Genomic DNA, 15,726 nt, shown 5'->3' with positions numbered 1-15,726 from the left:
TAAAAAGATTGTTCTAAAAGCCGCAGCGAAACATTGAGCACCGTTACGTAATCATTCGCCTACTTTGGATAGAAAAGTTTACAGTCAGCGCTACGGGCTTTTAAAACAATCTTATTTTTTAACCTTATCCTTTCATCACTTTAATGGTTTGTTTCACTTCACCATCTTTAACCACTTTTATAAAGTACACGCCCCTGGTTAAATCTTTGCCGTTCCATTTTTCAGTATAAGTACCCGGGGTAAGGTTTTTATTAACCAACATTTTTACCTGTTGTCCCTGTTCGTTTACCAGCGAAATACTAATATTGGCGCTATTATCCAGGCGGTAGGTGATGGTACCGTTATCAACAAAAGGATTGGGAGAAACCCTTGCAAAAACTTCAGGAGCTGCCAGAGATAATCCACCGGAATTAATGGTACTTCTCATGGTGTTGCTTGTTCTCGCATTGTTCGGTGTATTACATGGACAAATATAATTGCCTGCAAACGGCGCCTGCACATAAGGGAAAGATGTTTTGAATGCCACATCATTTGCTTCAATGCCTGTTGTGTAAGTGAGTACTTTTAACAGGTTAGGTGTAACTGGGCTGGCGCTTGGACCAGGTATATAATCATCGTACCACAAACCAACAGCTGCCAGTACAACACCACCTACGGCCTGCAATTCAATTCTTGTTACATCATCTTCCAGTCTTCTGCCGTTAGGAAAGCCATCCATGTTGGGAATGTTTTGGATATCAGTAGAATTATATGCAGGATCAGTTAAACCCAATACCGCTGCCTGTACCAATCCGAGGGAACTGAACTGGCTGCTGTTTCTTGGTGTAGGGGGTACTGCCATATTCAATCTCAGCATGTCGCCACCGTTGGGTAAAAAATTATTGATAAAAGGTTTGCCTTTTGCCAGTGGATTTCCAGCCTTGCCCGTTGCCAGTTGATAAGGTGGCAGGTTAGGAACACCGGTGTGAAAGATGGGCCATAAATCAACAGAACGGGGAGAGTTGGGAGCCGGAAGTAACAGGCCGCCAAAGGCAGACTCAGACAGGGCTGTACCATTCAACGCGGCATTGCCTTTTAAACCATACAGGCCATTCTGATTGTTGCCAAAGCCGAATGCGCCCAGTGAATTTCTTTGGATACGCAATGGAGCCAGTGCCGGTACGGCGCCTCCAAAATAAGTATCGTCCATGTACAAGGCCAGCTCCGGATTGTAAAAGAATTTTCCAAATGTGCTTAGTTTTGAAAGGTCTTCGTAAGGTGTTAAGGAGTTCCAGTAATCTTTATAACCAATTGGTATAACCGCTTCGTTGGTTAGTGGCATGCCGAGTCTTGACACCTGCACCCAGGGGCCTTCTGTTCTGATGCCTTTTCCGTCTTCTCTTAAGATGGATATTTTCTGACGGCTGGCACTTGCCCATACACCAATCACGTAATTGGGATCCAGGATGCTGGTGCATTTACTTACCGGCTTGCCTTCTTTTTGCAACGTGCTGATATCAATCTGTAAAGCGATGGTAGAAGCGTTCAGGCATTTTAATCCGTCGGTTGATGGACTGCCGGTTGTGCGGGGCGCATCTCCCAAATCAAAAATACCACCGAGGTCAACAAAGAAGGGATCATCTGCGGGGCCACAAAAAACCTTTTCACCCGTGCGGGAAGTGGTAATGGCTTTGTTGATAAGCGTATTGTAATCCGGCACATTCAACCCTACAGGTGAACTGATAGAACGTGGGCCAATATTGGGCGGCGGCACCATTCCATCCCGGATAACCGTTTGAAAACTTCTGCCACCATCTGTGCTTCTCTCCATCCTGTAAGTGGTTTTCAAATTTTGTTTGCCCAGCCTGATGTTGAAAAAAGTAGTAGGGTCTTCATTGGTTTTATCAAAGGTGAAACGGTAAATAATATCATCTCCCTTTGTGGCCGCATTGTTATCAATGTGAATTTCATAGCGGATGTTTTCTCCAAACTGGTAATAGTTGGGACCGCCCTGTGGCAGTTGCCCGGGTACATAATTGGCAATGATGGTAATTTTGTTTGGATCATCGGGGCTGCGAAATGCATACACGTCTGTATTATCTGCCAACGGGTCATTGGCAATGAGCGGCGCCTCCCGGTGCGATGACGCAAACGCAGGTGCCGTGGTATTTACAAGCATAACCATAAGCAGAATAGCTGCCGAAATTTTTCTTTTCATAATGAATAGTTTTTTGTTGAAAAATAATTTCCTGCATGCAGGGAAGCAAGGCAATAAAAGTTTGGCAAGTGTGCGGATTAGGTGGCAGAGTGATGCATGTACATTGGGTACAAACGTGGCATGCAGTTCTTCCTAATAATTGATTGTTGTTTTCGTAGAGGCTTTAAAATGGTGAGCTCATTGTATGTACGCGTTTAATAAAATATTGGATTTAACATTTTATTTATTTTTTAAACTTTTTTTTGGCGATGTTGATTTTTATGAAAGGGGTATCGTTGGCAAATGGAAAACATAGTTCTCTATTAATAAATCCCTGTACAAAATGTATACGTAAGTATAAAAAGACTGCCTTAAAATTGTGCTTATGAAGAAGAACAGCTGTTTCATTCCTTTCCTGTTTTTTGTTTGTTGTATCACCAGCGAAGCAGCCTTTTGCCAAATAAAAGTGAGTGGAAGAATAATGGATGCGGGCACCATGCAGCCACTCGAATACGCTGCCATAGCAGATTTGGGCTGTAATGGTGCAATAACAAGTTCTGACCAGTCAGGTAATTTCACACTCTTCCTTAAAAATATAAATGATAGCCTGGCAGTTTCTCTGGTTGGCTATAAAACCCAGCATGTTCATACAGGCAGCCACGGAAATATCACCATTGAACTGGAGCATGCAGTACTTAATTTAAAAGATATAGTGGTACTTCAAAGTAACAGCGTCACTAAATTCAGCACTTTGAGTAAGATAGATCTTGATCTTAAACCGGTACGCAATACGCAGGAATTGTTGCGCCTTGTGCCCGGCCTGTTCGTAGCGCAGCATGCCGGTGGAGGAAAGGCCGAGCAAATATTTCTTCGGGGATTTGATTGCGACCATGGCACCGACGTGCAGGTATCAGTCGATGGCCTGCCGGTAAACATGGTAAGCCATGCACACGGGCAGGGGTACGCCGATGCACATTTTATCATCCCTGAAACCATCAACAATATTGATTTTGGGACCGGACCTTACTATGCTGATCATGGTAATTTAAACACAGCTGGTTATGTTGCATTCAGAACTTTCAATAATATTGCCAACAGCAGGGTGGAGGTAGAAGCAGGGAGATTTAATACCTACCAGGCATTGGCCATGCTAGACCTGATCAAAAAAAATAAAAGCAAGCAGAGCGCTTATATTGCCAGCGAAGTCAATTATACAAATGGCCCCACCATTAACCCGCAACATTTTAAACGTTTCAATATTTTTGGAAAATACAATCTTGCCATCAACGACCGAACGCAATTCACAGCAAGTGTTTCTTCTTTTGCAAGTGGCTGGGATGCATCCGGCCAGGTGCCTGGAAGAGCCGTGGCAAACGGTTTGATTGATCGTTTTGGAAGCATTGACCCGAGTGAAGGTGGCCAAACGCAACGCCACAATGCCAGCCTGCTGCTCATACATCATTTTACGAACGGGGCTTACTGGCAAAACCAGTTGTTTTACAGCCGCTATCTGTTTGACCTCTATTCTGACTTTACGTTTTATTTAAATGATCCTGTCAAGGGAGACGAAATAAACCAGGGCGAAAGAAGAAACCTTGCCGGGTACCAGACCAAGCTAAATCACCAATACCAGCTGGGTAAGTTTAGCCTGAAATCCACATACGGCGCAGGTGTACGGTATGATGCCACACAGGATAGTAAACTAACACATGTTGTAAAACGTGTATTTTTAAGTAACATTCAGCTGGGCAATATAAAAGAAACCAACGGATTCGCCTTTACGCAGCAACAGTTTAGTGAAGGAAAATGGCTTTTAGATGCCGGGCTTCGTGCAGACTATTTTCACTTTTGTTATTTTAACAAGTTAAGTCATCTGCAACAGCCCGGGCAATCAAAAATGATCCTCAGTCCTAAACTAAATATCCAGTACACAGCCACTGCCGCCTTTCAGTTGTACGTAAAAACTGGCAAGGGATTTCATAGCAATGATACAAGAGTAGTGGTGGCCAATAGCGGAAAGGAAATTTTACCTGCCGCTTACGGAACTGACCTGGGTGTAATTATTAAACCCAACAAAAAGCTGTTGCTCAACATCGCCGCCTGGTATTTAAAACTAAACCAGGAGTTTGTATATGTAGGTGATGATGGCAATATTGAACCTGCCGGTAAAACCCTGCGCAAAGGCGTAGACGTGATTGCACGGTATCAGCTGGCAAACAATATTTTCGCCAACGTCAATATCAATTTTACAAAGCCCAGGGCATTGGGCTTAAGTAAAGAAACCAGTTATATCCCGCTGGCACCGACAGCCACCAGTACCGGAGGCCTGTATTATAAAGCCGGCAAGGGTTTCAATGGCAGCATATCCTATCGCTATATTAAAAACCGATCCGCCAATGAAGACAACAGCATCATAGCCAAAGGCTATTTTTTAGGCGATGCCTCCATCAATTATACCAAACCCTCTTATGAAATAGGATTGGCAGTAGAAAACATGCTGAACTCAAAATGGAACGAAGCACAGTTTGCCACCACCTCCCGTTTACAAAACGAGAACACAGCCGCTACCGAACTTAATTTTACTCCGGGTACACCCTTTTTTGCAAGGTTAAAACTGGCTGTGTTTTTTTGAGAGCAATGGTTAGGTTATATGCAATTGCATTATTTTAGCACGTACTTTGCAAATTCTTCCGGACAGTATTTTAAAAAACAAAATCCGGTAGCATGTTAAATAAATCTTTCCCGCCTTTACCAAATTTGACAACAGAAAGGCTCGTGCTCAGACAACTGGAGATTGCTTACAAATTTTTCCATATACTTTTCTCTAAAAAATATTTATCAAAACACTTGCGAAACCGAATAGTTGCGCATATATTTGCAACCGATTGGATGCGTAAATAGAAAATTAAAATCATGAGGCGAGATATTTTTCAGGCAATAGCCGACCCAACGAGGAGGGCAATAATTACCTTAATAGCATTGCAGGCAATGACGCCTAACGCCATTGCTGAAAACTTCAATACCACCCGGCAAGCTGTGTCAAAGCATTTGCGGATACTTACAGAATGCGAACTGGTGAAGCAGGAACAACAAGGCAGGGAAATCTATTATTCACTTGAAATTAAAAAAATGAAAGAAATAGATAAATGGCTTGAGCAGTTCAGGAAGCTTTGGGAAACCCGCTTTAATCAACTTGATATTGTATTATCAACCATAAAAAACAGAAAAAATGAGCGCTAACTTATTATTTGATTTCACTGTTGACAAAAAAGCTAAAATGGTATACATCACCAGGGAATTTGATGCTGAACTTTCACTGGTGTGGGATGCTTTTACAAAACAGGAACTGCTTGACCAATGGTTGGCACCTAAACCCTGGACGTGCAAAACGAAATACATGGATTTTAAAGTTGGCGGCAAAAGATTTTATGCAATGGTAAGCCCTGAAGGAGAAGAGCGCTGGGCAATTCAGGAATACACTTCCATTACTCCTAAAACCAACTTTAAAATGTATAATGCTTTTGCAGATGCAGCTGAAAACCGTGAATTACCTGGATCTGAATGGGATCATACTTTCAGCGAACAAAATGGTACAACAAAAGTGAGCATCACTATTTACAATGAATCGCTTGAAAGGTTAGAGCGGATATTGGACGGCTTTACACAGGGAATGAAAATGTCATTGAGCAACCTGGAAAATCTGTTGGCAAGGTTATCTCAAAAATGACAGGATTACTAAATAATCGCAAATACTTCAATGCATTAAAATGACCGTATAGCAACAAATCAAGGAGTATATTACCAGCCTGCCTGAACCAAAACGCAGTGACATGGAAGCCCTGCACCACCGTTTTTTGCAAATAATGCCGGCATGTAAATTATGGTTCCTGGATGGTAAAAACAGAGGAAATAAAACTGTTTCTAATCCTAATATCGGATATGGATCTTACATTATAAAATATGCTGATGGTACAAGCAGGGAATTTTATCAAATTGGTTTAAGTGCAAATACAACCGGTATTTCTGTATACATTCTTGGTATAGAGGATAAGACGTACTTAGCCAAAACCTATGCAAATAAAATAGGCAAGGCAACCGTCACCGGGTATTGCATCAGGTTTAAAGCACTGAAAGATATAAACCCTGACATACTTAAAACTTCAATTTTATATGGCGTTGAGGCCACGAATAAAAAGGATGACCTGACGAAATGATTTAAAAAAACAGAATGCCTTTTAATAACAATTAAACAATCCAAAAAAATAAAAATTATGGCACGTATCAATCCTCACATTAATTTCAACGGAAACGCTGAAGAAGCATTTACCTTTTACAAATCAGTATTTGGCGGAAAGTTTGCAAAGATTATCCGATTCAAAGACCTGGCAAGTGCTGAATTTAAGGTTGCAGAAAAGGAAGAAAATAAAATTATGCATATTGCCCTGACTATTGGTAAAACTGATATGTTGATGGGAAATGATGTTCCGGAAATTTTTGGAAAAACAAATGAAAATGAGAACAGAAGCAAAATTGTAATAACTGCAGAGAGTAAAGAAGAAGCAGATAATTTGTTTAACGGGCTGTCTGTGGGTGGAGAAATAGAAGGGCCTATCGGTGATAGTCCCTGGGGTTCCTATTTCGGTTGTTTTAGAGACAAATATGGTATTGAATGGATGGTGGACTTTGACCCTAAAAACAACGGGTAATAACCGCGAAAAACCACGTCAGCCAGGCTCCTTGAAATCAAAAGCGGTTTTCAAATTAATCAAAATAAAAAAGTCCCGGAAAAACTCCGGGACTTTTTACTGAATCTGTTACAAGTTCTAACCGAATAAGCCACCTTTTTTAAAGTGTCGTGTGCCTTCGCCAATTTTAAAACCGTTGTGATAAACTTCAATTTTGTAATCCCCGGTTATGTACGGAGAGTTTTGTTTCCAGTCGAAACTAACCCGCTGTTTTTCCCCCTGGTTATAATTTACACTAACTTTTTGTGTGTAAGTTTTTTGTTCTCCTTCCCTGGTAGTGAATACTCCTGAACCAAGCGCTTCAACTGATACAGGTTTACCGTCAGGGGCGGTAACAAGAATGTACAAATCTTTCGGACCGGAAGTGGCAATCCTGTTTTCATCAAGGTCAAAGGCAATGCGGATTTTATCTACTTTCTTTGCTTTGGTTGTTTCTTTTTCTTTACCATTTCCCTTGTCATCTATTCCTATAATTGAGAAGTTGGCTGCATGTAAGGTTGAACCAACGTCGATAACGTCTTCCCTTGCCTTGATTACATTTTTTGCTGAATCATAATCCTGCTTTACTTTATTTCTTTCCTGTGTCACCACCTCTTTTTCCTGAGTCAATACCGCATTTTCTCCTTTCAATGTTTCTATCTGTACTTTATAATCCGCAATATCAGTATTGAGTGAGGCTATCAATTCTTTAGCCTGTTTCAATTCTGCTGCAGTAGCATGTTGCTTGGAAAGAATACCCTGTATTTGTGCCTTTTTTGCGGCAATCTCCCTGTCTTTTGCAGTAATGGTACTGTCGTTTTTTGCATTCGTGGTCTTTAAAATATCGTAGCGCATAGTCGCTTCTTCAAGCTGGCTTTGCAGTGTATCTTTTTCTGTAACTACCGATGCATACTGCACATCTTTTTTTTGAATCTCATCTTTTGTTTTACTCTTATCCCAAATGATATAGCCCCAGGTACCAAGTAGTGCAATAATCAACGGAATAGATAAAAGCGTGCGCCAATCTTTTTTCTGCTCTCTTGGAGGAGTAGATTGTGGTGATTCTGATGGAGGGAAATTTTCGAATGCCATATGGAGTTGTTTTTGGTTATAAAAATAATGAATGTGAAAATATGTTTGGTTCCAAATGTGGATATGTTAACAACTAAGTTAAAAAATCTACAATTTTTATGAAAGTGAATTTCTAAAACCATGCCAGTTTTAATAAGGCGAATGACTTGCAGCGCACGTAATTTATAGTTTGATTTTAATTATTTTTGAAATTCAACTATACAAATATGAATTTTAAAACAATCGGCTTACTGATAGCTTCCAATATTTTTATGACGTTTGCATGGTACGGCCTTTTAAAAGAAAAAGGATTAACCATGTGGAAGGCAATTTTGCTGAGCTGGTGCATTGCTTTTTTTGAATACAGCCTGATGGTGCCGGCAAACAGGATTGGTTACCTGAGCGGTATGAGCGGCTTTCAGTTAAAGATTACACAGGAAGTAATCACGCTTGTGGTGTTTGCCATCTTCGCAGTGGTGTACCTGAAGGAACCTTTACAATGGAAATACCTGGTGAGCTTTGTCTTGCTGTTGGGTGCTGTCTATTTTATGTTTAAAAAATAAATAACGCTCTGCACTCTTTTTTCGAAATGGAATACTTTGTTTAGTGCTGGTACCCGTATGTTGCAGGGCCTTATCTTTGTTTATAACTAAATACTTTTATGGAGACCAAACGTTCTGCAGCCATCAGCTTTATTTTTATTACCCTGTTAATAGATGTTACAGGTATCGGTCTGATTATACCGGTGGTGCCGGGGCTGATAGAGCGGCTGATTCATGGTACTATCAGCGATGCTTCAAGGTATAGCGGCTGGCTGGCTTTTGCATATGCCATTATGCAATTTTTATTTGCGCCCTTGCTGGGTAACCTCAGCGATAAATATGGCAGGCGTCCCGTTTTGCTGCTTTCCTTACTTGGTTTGGGAATTGATTATATTTTCCTGGCCCTGGCACCTTCCATCGGCTGGTTGTTTATAGGCCGCCTCATTGCTGGTTTTGCCGGTGCCAGTTTTACAACCGCAACTGCTTACATTGCCGATATTAGCACGCCACAAAACAGGGCCCAAAACTTTGGTATGGTTGGGGCTGCATTCGGGTTGGGATTTATACTGGGGCCTGTTATTGGCGGACTGCTGGGCGAATATGGAGTTAGAGTTCCTTTTATTGTAGCGGCGTGCCTGAGTCTTGTAAATTGTTTGTATGGCTACTTTGTGTTACCCGAATCTTTGGCGGTTGAAAATCGCAGAGAGTTTCAGTGGAAAAGAGCCAACCCGATTGGAAGTCTCAAACAATTACAAAAATATCCCGCGGTGGGAGGGCTGATTCTTTCTTTTTTCCTGATTTATTTAGCGGCGAATGCCGTACAAAGCACCTGGTCTTTTTTCGGTATAAAACAGTTTAACTGGACGCCACGCACCATTGGTATTTCGCTTGGGTTGGTTGGCTTGCTGGTGGGAGCAGTACAGGGCGGTTTAATACGTATTGTAAACCCGTGGCTGGGAAATAAAAAAAGTGTTTACCTGGGGATTGCGTTATATGCTGTTGGCCTGTTTTTATTTTCCATGGCTACGCAAAGCTGGATGATGTTTTTATTTTTGGTGCCTTACTGTCTTGGTGGCGTGTGCGGTCCGGCATTACAATCCATCATCAGCGGACAGGTTCCCGCAAACGAACAGGGCGAATTGCAGGGCGGCCTTACCAGCGTAATGAGCGTTACCAATATTATCGGACCGTTGTTAATGACGAATTTGTTCTCCTACTTCACCAAACCAGGTGCGCCGGTGCATTTTGCTGGTGCAGCCTTTTTTTTAGGCGGCCTGTTTATGACCATCAGTTTGGTATTGGCCTGGCGTACCTTACGGCATAATACAACTATCTCATAAAAAATTGTTCAGCAGATGATCAAAGATATCAGCGATTTTAAAAACGTTTTTTTTATCGGCATTGCCGGAACAGGCATGAGTGCAATTGCACAATACCTCGCAGGCATACAAAAAAATGTAAGTGGCAGCGACCGCTATTTTAAAGAAGGTGAAGCGAATGATACAAAAGAAAAATTGTCAGCTGAAGGTATAAAATGCTTTTTGCAAAACGGGGAAGGCATCACCGCAAATACTGACCTGGTAGTAGTTTCAACCGCTATAGAAGATACCGTGGCAGAAGTACAAAAAGCGAAGCTGCTTAACATCCCTATTTTAAAGCGAAGTGAAGTATTGGCACTGATTGCCACGAGCAAAAAGACAATTGCCGTTGGCGGTACCTCCGGTAAAAGTACCACCAGTGCTATGTTGTACGATATACTGGCGGCGGGTGGCTTACAGCCCGGCATCATCAGCGGCGCCGGCCTTATCAGCATTATTAAGGAAGGTAAGATTGGTAATGCGAAAGTTGGCAAAGGCGATTGGCTGGTGATTGAGGCAGATGAGAGCGATGGGTCTATTGTGCAGTACCATCCGGAAGTCGGCCTGTTGCTGAACATTGATAAAGACCATCAGGAGATTGATGAACTGATGGAAATATTCGGGACATTTAAAAAGAATACACAGCAATTATTTATAGTCAATCAATCCAATGCGTTGGCAAGCCAGTTGTCTGTAAATGCAGCCAACGATTTCGGTGTTGGTACAGATACCGATGCAGGCTACAAAGCGGCGGCTTTTGAGCAAAAAGGACTGACCATCACCTTCAACATCAACGGTACAGATTTTAGTTTGAACACCGTTGGTAAACTGAACATGGAAAATGCACTGGCAGCAACAGCAGTTGCAAACCAGTTGGGAGTTGATCTTGCAACCTGCTCGGCGGCTTTAAAAAACTATGAAGGCATTTACCGCCGTCACCAGGTATTGGGCCATCAGCATGGGGTGTGGCTGATTGATGATTACGCACATAACCCTGTAAAATGTGCCCGGAGTATTGAAGCCTGCCAGCCTGTTGCCAAAAAAGTGATTGCCTGGTTTCAGCCGCACGGTTATGGACCTACCCGTTTTTTAAGAAATGATTTTGTAAAAGAAATAGCCGCTGTATTAAGGCCGCAGGATGAAATATGGATGAGTGAAATTTTTTATGCCGGTGGTACAGCGGTAAAAGATATTTCGGCAAACGACCTGATCAATGATTTAAAAACCCTCGGCAAAAACGCTTTTTTTGTGAGTGACAGAAAAGACTTCTTGCAAACGGCCAGGCCACATTTTACAGATAATTGTGTGCTGCTTTTAATGGGCGCACGGGATCCGGGGCTGGAACAATTTGGAAAAGAAATTTTAGCAGGTTTATAAGTTTAAGAGACCTAAATACAAGTTTCGAATGTCAGCAACACTGATCACCAACATACAACAGCTCGTAAACGTCCGGGAGCAAAGTGATTTGCTTTGCGGTTCAAACATGGCGACGTTGCCCTGTATAGAAAATGCATTTGTTTTAATTGAAGATGGTATAGTTGCTGACTATGGTGCGATGTATGAGGTGGAACTTAAAGCACCTCATCTACCCAAACATATTATTGATGCGCAGGATAGTTTTGTTTTACCTGCCTGGTGCGACAGCCATACCCACATTGTGTTTGCAGCCAGTCGGGAAAACGAATTTATTGATAAGATAAAAGGAATCAGCTATGCTGAGATTGCTGCAAGAGGAGGAGGCATTTTAAACTCGGCACAAAAATTAAACGACACCACCGAAGATGAATTGTTTAACCAGGCCTGGAAAAGATTGCAGGAAGTCAGTCAACTAGGCACTGGTGCCATTGAAATAAAAAGTGGATACGGGTTAACAGTTGAAAGTGAGTTAAAGATGTTGCGGGTTATAAAGCGGTTGAAAGAAAAATCGAACCTGCTGATAAAATCTACTTTCCTGGGAGCACATACTTATCCAATTCAGTTCAAAGAAAATCATAGTGAATATATTGACAGTATCGTCAACGAAATGCTGCCGGTAATTGCGCAGGATAAATTAGCGGATTACATCGATGTGTTTTGTGAAACGGGCTTCTTTTCACCTGAAGAGATGGAAGCCATTTGCAAAGCCGGTATGCGTTATGGCCTGAAACCTAAACTACATGTAAACCAGTTAAGCAGCATTGGTGGTATTGAAATGGGGCTACAGTTAAACGCTATATCGCTTGATCATTTAGAAACCTTAACGGGCGAAGAAATTAACAGCTTGGGTAATCAAAACAAGCAGGGTAAACAAACCATCTGCACCTTATTGCCAACGGCAGCTTTTTTTTTAAGAATGGGTTTTCCCAATGCCCGTGCTTTGATGCATGCCGGTTGTGCCATTGCACTGGCAAGTGATTTTAATCCAGGTTCATCGCCAAGCGGCAATATGAATTTAGTGCTTGCGATGGCTTGTATTCAAATGAAAATGTTGCCGGAGGAAGCCATTAATGCGGCTACCATTAACGGAGCTTTTGCAATGGAGTTGGGCAACCAGGCTGGCAGTATCACTATCGGTAAAAAAGCCAATTTTATTTTTACAAAACCCATTCCATCGCTTGCCTACCTGCCGTATGCTTTTGGCAGCAATTTAATTGATAAGGTGATGATCAATGGAGAATATGTCTGAATTAGGATTTTTGTGTGAACGCAGATTTTGGCGGATAGGGAATGATTAAAAAGTTTTAGGAAGATCCTATTTTCATGCCATGATCATCACTCTGATGTTGATATTCTTTTGCATCTTTGATAAAATTAAGAGTTCAATATTAACGCTAAAAAGACAGCTAAAAATATATTTACATGCAACAGCTTATTGAATGTGTGCCCAATTTTAGTGAAGGAAATAATTTAAGTATCATTAACCAGATTACTGCTGAAATTGAAGCGGTGGATGGGGTGCGTTTATTAAATGTGGATCCGGGCAAAGCGACCAACCGTACCGTTGTGACGATGGTGGGTACGCCGGAAGCTGTTGTGGAAGCGGCTTTCAGGGCCATTAAAAAAGCCGGCGAGCTGATTGACATGAGCACGCATAAAGGCGAGCATCCCCGCATGGGCGCTACGGATGTTTGTCCGCTGATACCGGTGGCCAATATTTCAATGGAGGAAACGGTACAGTATGCGCTGCAACTGGCAAAGCGGGTGGGGGAAGCGTTGCAGTTGCCGGTGTATTTATATGAAGCTGCGCAACCCAACAAGCAGCGCAGCAATTTATCGCACATCCGTGCGGGTGAGTATGAGGGTTTTGTAAAAAAAATAGAACACCCCGACTGGCAACCCGATTTTGGCCCCGCTATATTTGATACCAAACGTGGCGCTACTGTAATTGGAGCCAGGGATTTTTTAGTGGCCTACAATGTAAACCTGAACACCACCAGCACACGCCGTGCAAATGCCATTGCATTTGATGTGAGAGAAGCTGGTCGCGTAAAACAGGTAAACGGAAAACCAGTGCTGGATGAAAATGGTAAGCCTGTTAACATTCCCGGTAGTTTAAAAGCGGTGAAGGCAATCGGCTGGTTTATTGAAGAGTATGGCATAGCACAAATTTCCATCAACCTCACCAACATCAATGTAACGCCCGTGCACATTGCGTTTGATGAAGTTTGCACCAAAGCAAACGAACGGGGCATACGCGTAACCGGCAGCGAGCTGGTAGGATTAATTCCATTAAAAGCCATGCTGGATGCAGGAAAATATTTTCTGTTGAAACAGCAGCGCTCAACAGGCGTGTCTGAAAAAGAACTGATCAAAATTGCCATTAAATCGATGGGCCTGGATGAACTGGCGCCTTTTAAACCGGAAGAAAGAATCATCGAGTATTTGCTGGCTGAGAAAGTTGACAGCAAACTGATTAATTTATCACTCACTGATTTTGCAGATAAAACTGCCAGCGAAAGTCCCGCCCCTGGCGGTGGCTCTATTGCAGCATACATCGGCGGTTTAGGTATTTCTCTTGCTACGATGGTAGCCAATTTATCATCGCAAAAAAAAGGTTGGGATGATCGCTGGAAGGAGTTCAGCGATTGGGCAGACAAAGGCCAGCAATACAAAAATGAATTGCTGAAACTGGTAGATGCAGATACCAAAGCTTTCAACCAGATCATGGATGCATTTGGTTTACCAAAAACAACAGACGAAGAAAAAGCTGCACGTACAAAAGCCATTCAGCTGGCCACTAAGTATGCCATCGAGATTCCATTTAAAGTAATGCAGCTGGCACATGCCAGCATGCAGGTTATAAAAGCCATGGCCGAAACTGGCAATCCCAATTCTGTGTCGGATGCAGGCGTTGGCGCACTCTGTGCACGCAGTGCCGTGATGGGCGCCTTCATGAATGTACGCATCAATGCAGCTGGTTATGCCGATGGTGAGTTTGTAAAAGATATTGTCGCGAGGGGTAACGAAATTGAACAGGAAACAATAGCATTGGAAGCGACAATTCTAAAAATCGTTAATGAAAAAATTGGTTTGTAGAAACATGCTTACAGTTGTATAATTTTCTCAATTGAATTCATCAACAAGCGTTGTCAAAATATTTTTGTCCGGGCTAAGAAGCTTTGTTGAACATCGTTGCATCGCCCTCTTGTACTTTTATTTTTCTATTGAGCTGTTGCGCTCAAATACTTGCCTATAAAGGGTTTTGTAGTTTCTTATTATCCTTGCCTTTAAATTAATGTTCACTTCAAGCTAGCAATACTGCAACTGGTTGAAGGCGCTCCACACGGGTATATAGTACAAGTGAGTGACACAACGATGCTGCTATGAAAAACTGCTGCCCGAACCAAAATATTTTCCTTTTCACAGCAACGCATAAATGCGTTCCGGCGAATTTATCTATTAACATTTCATTGGTAAACGAAGTGAATCCGATTACATCTTATATGCATTCATAACAATTAAACTTACAACCATGAAAATAACATTTACAATTTTAGCACTTGCCACTTTATTTACTTCTGCAGCATTTGCACAATATGATGGTAACCGTCGCAACGACAATAAATATGATAATAACAAATCGCACGATGTAGTAGTAAACAGTTTTCCAACCAGGGGCGGTGGTTATGATGACAGGGGCGATCGTTATTTTTCTGAAAGAGAAAAAGACATGCAGGTTGTCCAAATTAACCGGGAATACAATTATAAAATCCAGTCCGTAAAGAACCAGTTCTTTATGAGCCGTTTTCAAAAGAACCGTAAAATAGATGCACTGAATTTTCAACGCGGCCAGGAGATTCATTCGGTAATTGAAAAATTCCATCACCAAGGTTACAACAAAAGAGGATATGACCGTGACAGGCCGAACTGGTAAACACAATTAATAACTATAACGAATACACTCAGTATAAAACGTTTATAAATTTTTACAACCAATCCAATCACAATTTAAACTTACCAATCATGAAAAAAACTTTTACAATTTTAGCCGCAGTAATATTTTTTACTACAGCTGCATCGGCCCAATACAGGAGTGACCGATCCGATGACAAAGGGTATGACAATACTGTCGGTATGAACACCCGTGAAAACGGTTATGGTGACCGCGGACGCAACTATTATTTTTCTGAAAGAGAAAAAGACATGCAGATTGCCAGGATCAACCATGAATACCACGAAAGAATAGAAGCCGTACGTTTTAATTTCTATATGAGTCGTTTTAGAAAAGCACGCATCATTGAAGGCTTGCAATTTAAACGCGACAGGGAAATTCATGAAGTAATTGAAAATTTTTATGGCCGTGGCCTTTATCACAGAGACCATGATGATCATGACAGAAGGAATTGGTAATACAACAGAAACCAGCAAAAACGAGC

14 protein-coding genes are annotated in these 15,726 nt (G+C 41.8%); 12 read left to right on the top strand and 2 right to left on the bottom strand.

Annotated features, from left to right (window positions below; genetic code table 11):
• Positions 1 to 124: 124 nt before the first annotated feature.
• Positions 125 to 2,197 (bottom strand): DUF4331 family protein, encoded by a 2,073-nt coding sequence (locus tag QWZ08_RS15750; protein ID WP_290338439.1) that lies wholly within the window; start codon positions 2,195 to 2,197, stop codon positions 125 to 127.
• A 364-nt stretch (positions 2,198 to 2,561) separates the two neighbouring features.
• Here QWZ08_RS15750 and QWZ08_RS15745 point away from each other — a divergent pair, with 364 nt between their 5' ends.
• The 5 genes from QWZ08_RS15745 to QWZ08_RS15725 all read left to right on the top strand — a co-directional run bounded on the left by QWZ08_RS15745 (position 2,562) and on the right by QWZ08_RS15725 (position 6,882).
• Positions 2,562 to 4,808: a TonB-dependent receptor gene (locus QWZ08_RS15745; RefSeq protein WP_290338438.1), complete on the top strand. Its 2,247-nt coding sequence runs from the start codon at positions 2,562 to 2,564 to the stop codon at positions 4,806 to 4,808.
• Between the two features lie 281 nt (positions 4,809 to 5,089).
• Positions 5,090 to 5,416 carry an ArsR/SmtB family transcription factor gene (locus tag QWZ08_RS15740; RefSeq protein WP_290338437.1) on the top strand — a complete coding sequence of 109 codons (327 nt, stop codon included), beginning with the start codon at positions 5,090 to 5,092 and terminating at the stop codon, positions 5,414 to 5,416.
• Positions 5,406 to 5,903 (top strand): SRPBCC family protein, encoded by a 498-nt coding sequence (locus tag QWZ08_RS15735; protein ID WP_290338436.1) that lies wholly within the window; start codon positions 5,406 to 5,408, stop codon positions 5,901 to 5,903. The genes QWZ08_RS15740 and QWZ08_RS15735 overlap by 11 nt, the downstream gene beginning before the upstream one ends.
• 103 nt (positions 5,904 to 6,006) lie before the next feature.
• Complete coding sequence (locus tag QWZ08_RS15730) at positions 6,007 to 6,390, top strand: DUF1801 domain-containing protein (protein ID WP_290338435.1); 384 nt, start codon at positions 6,007 to 6,009, stop codon at positions 6,388 to 6,390.
• Between the two features lie 57 nt (positions 6,391 to 6,447).
• Positions 6,448 to 6,882 carry a VOC family protein gene (locus QWZ08_RS15725; RefSeq protein ID WP_290338434.1) on the top strand — a complete coding sequence of 145 codons (435 nt, stop codon included), beginning with the start codon at positions 6,448 to 6,450 and terminating at the stop codon, positions 6,880 to 6,882.
• A 117-nt stretch (positions 6,883 to 6,999) separates the two neighbouring features.
• On the opposite strand, the gene QWZ08_RS15720 is transcribed toward QWZ08_RS15725, so the two are convergent.
• On the bottom strand, positions 7,000 to 7,992 hold the full coding sequence (locus QWZ08_RS15720) for a DUF8428 domain-containing protein (protein WP_290338433.1): 993 nt from the start codon (positions 7,990 to 7,992) through the stop codon (positions 7,000 to 7,002).
• A 206-nt stretch (positions 7,993 to 8,198) separates the two neighbouring features.
• Between QWZ08_RS15720 and QWZ08_RS15715 the strand changes: the two genes are divergently transcribed.
• The 7 genes from QWZ08_RS15715 to QWZ08_RS15685 all read left to right on the top strand — a co-directional run bounded on the left by QWZ08_RS15715 (position 8,199) and on the right by QWZ08_RS15685 (position 15,700).
• Positions 8,199 to 8,534 carry a DMT family protein gene (locus QWZ08_RS15715; protein WP_290338432.1) on the top strand — a complete coding sequence of 112 codons (336 nt, stop codon included), beginning with the start codon at positions 8,199 to 8,201 and terminating at the stop codon, positions 8,532 to 8,534.
• A 98-nt stretch (positions 8,535 to 8,632) separates the two neighbouring features.
• On the top strand, positions 8,633 to 9,853 hold the full coding sequence (locus QWZ08_RS15710) for a TCR/Tet family MFS transporter (protein ID WP_290338431.1): 1,221 nt from the start codon (positions 8,633 to 8,635) through the stop codon (positions 9,851 to 9,853).
• Positions 9,854 to 9,868: 15 nt separating this feature from the next.
• Positions 9,869 to 11,248, top strand: a complete 1,380-nt coding sequence (locus tag QWZ08_RS15705) for a UDP-N-acetylmuramate--L-alanine ligase (RefSeq protein WP_290338430.1) — start codon at positions 9,869 to 9,871, stop codon at positions 11,246 to 11,248.
• A 28-nt stretch (positions 11,249 to 11,276) separates the two neighbouring features.
• Positions 11,277 to 12,536, top strand: coding sequence for an imidazolonepropionase (hutI, locus tag QWZ08_RS15700; protein ID WP_290338429.1), 1,260 nt, complete (start codon positions 11,277 to 11,279; stop codon positions 12,534 to 12,536).
• A gap of 173 nt (positions 12,537 to 12,709) precedes the next feature.
• Complete coding sequence (gene ftcD, locus QWZ08_RS15695; protein WP_290338428.1) at positions 12,710 to 14,386, top strand: glutamate formimidoyltransferase; 1,677 nt, start codon at positions 12,710 to 12,712, stop codon at positions 14,384 to 14,386.
• A 436-nt stretch (positions 14,387 to 14,822) separates the two neighbouring features.
• Positions 14,823 to 15,224: a hypothetical protein gene (locus QWZ08_RS15690; protein WP_290338427.1), complete on the top strand. Its 402-nt coding sequence runs from the start codon at positions 14,823 to 14,825 to the stop codon at positions 15,222 to 15,224.
• A gap of 89 nt (positions 15,225 to 15,313) precedes the next feature.
• Complete coding sequence (locus QWZ08_RS15685) at positions 15,314 to 15,700, top strand: hypothetical protein (RefSeq protein WP_290338426.1); 387 nt, start codon at positions 15,314 to 15,316, stop codon at positions 15,698 to 15,700.
• Positions 15,701 to 15,726 lie beyond the last annotated feature (26 nt).

Source organism: Ferruginibacter paludis (genome assembly GCF_030409685.1).
Classification (GTDB): Bacteria; Bacteroidota; Bacteroidia; order Chitinophagales; family Chitinophagaceae; genus Ferruginibacter; species Ferruginibacter paludis.
The sequence above is the reverse complement of the archived record's forward strand: the minus strand, read 5'-3'. Positions and strand labels throughout refer to the sequence as shown.

Bases quoted from the DNA above. Each gene is read 5' to 3' on its own strand.
- QWZ08_RS15750 (WP_290338439.1), bottom strand. From the start codon at position 2,197: ATGAAAAGAAAAATTTCGGCAGCTATTCTGCTTATGGTTATGCTTGTA.
- QWZ08_RS15745 (WP_290338438.1), top strand. From the start codon at position 2,562: ATGAAGAAGAACAGCTGTTTCATTCCTTTCCTGTTTTTTGTTTGTTGT.
- QWZ08_RS15740 (WP_290338437.1), top strand. From the start codon at position 5,090: ATGAGGCGAGATATTTTTCAGGCAATAGCCGACCCAACGAGGAGGGCA.
- QWZ08_RS15735 (WP_290338436.1), top strand. From the start codon at position 5,406: ATGAGCGCTAACTTATTATTTGATTTCACTGTTGACAAAAAAGCTAAA.
- QWZ08_RS15730 (WP_290338435.1), top strand. From the start codon at position 6,007: ATGGAAGCCCTGCACCACCGTTTTTTGCAAATAATGCCGGCATGTAAA.
- QWZ08_RS15725 (WP_290338434.1), top strand. From the start codon at position 6,448: ATGGCACGTATCAATCCTCACATTAATTTCAACGGAAACGCTGAAGAA.
- QWZ08_RS15720 (WP_290338433.1), bottom strand. From the start codon at position 7,992: ATGGCATTCGAAAATTTCCCTCCATCAGAATCACCACAATCTACTCCT.
- QWZ08_RS15715 (WP_290338432.1), top strand. From the start codon at position 8,199: ATGAATTTTAAAACAATCGGCTTACTGATAGCTTCCAATATTTTTATG.
- QWZ08_RS15710 (WP_290338431.1), top strand. From the start codon at position 8,633: ATGGAGACCAAACGTTCTGCAGCCATCAGCTTTATTTTTATTACCCTG.
- QWZ08_RS15705 (WP_290338430.1), top strand. From the start codon at position 9,869: ATGATCAAAGATATCAGCGATTTTAAAAACGTTTTTTTTATCGGCATT.
- hutI (WP_290338429.1), top strand. From the start codon at position 11,277: ATGTCAGCAACACTGATCACCAACATACAACAGCTCGTAAACGTCCGG.
- ftcD (WP_290338428.1), top strand. From the start codon at position 12,710: ATGCAACAGCTTATTGAATGTGTGCCCAATTTTAGTGAAGGAAATAAT.
- QWZ08_RS15690 (WP_290338427.1), top strand. From the start codon at position 14,823: ATGAAAATAACATTTACAATTTTAGCACTTGCCACTTTATTTACTTCT.
- QWZ08_RS15685 (WP_290338426.1), top strand. From the start codon at position 15,314: ATGAAAAAAACTTTTACAATTTTAGCCGCAGTAATATTTTTTACTACA.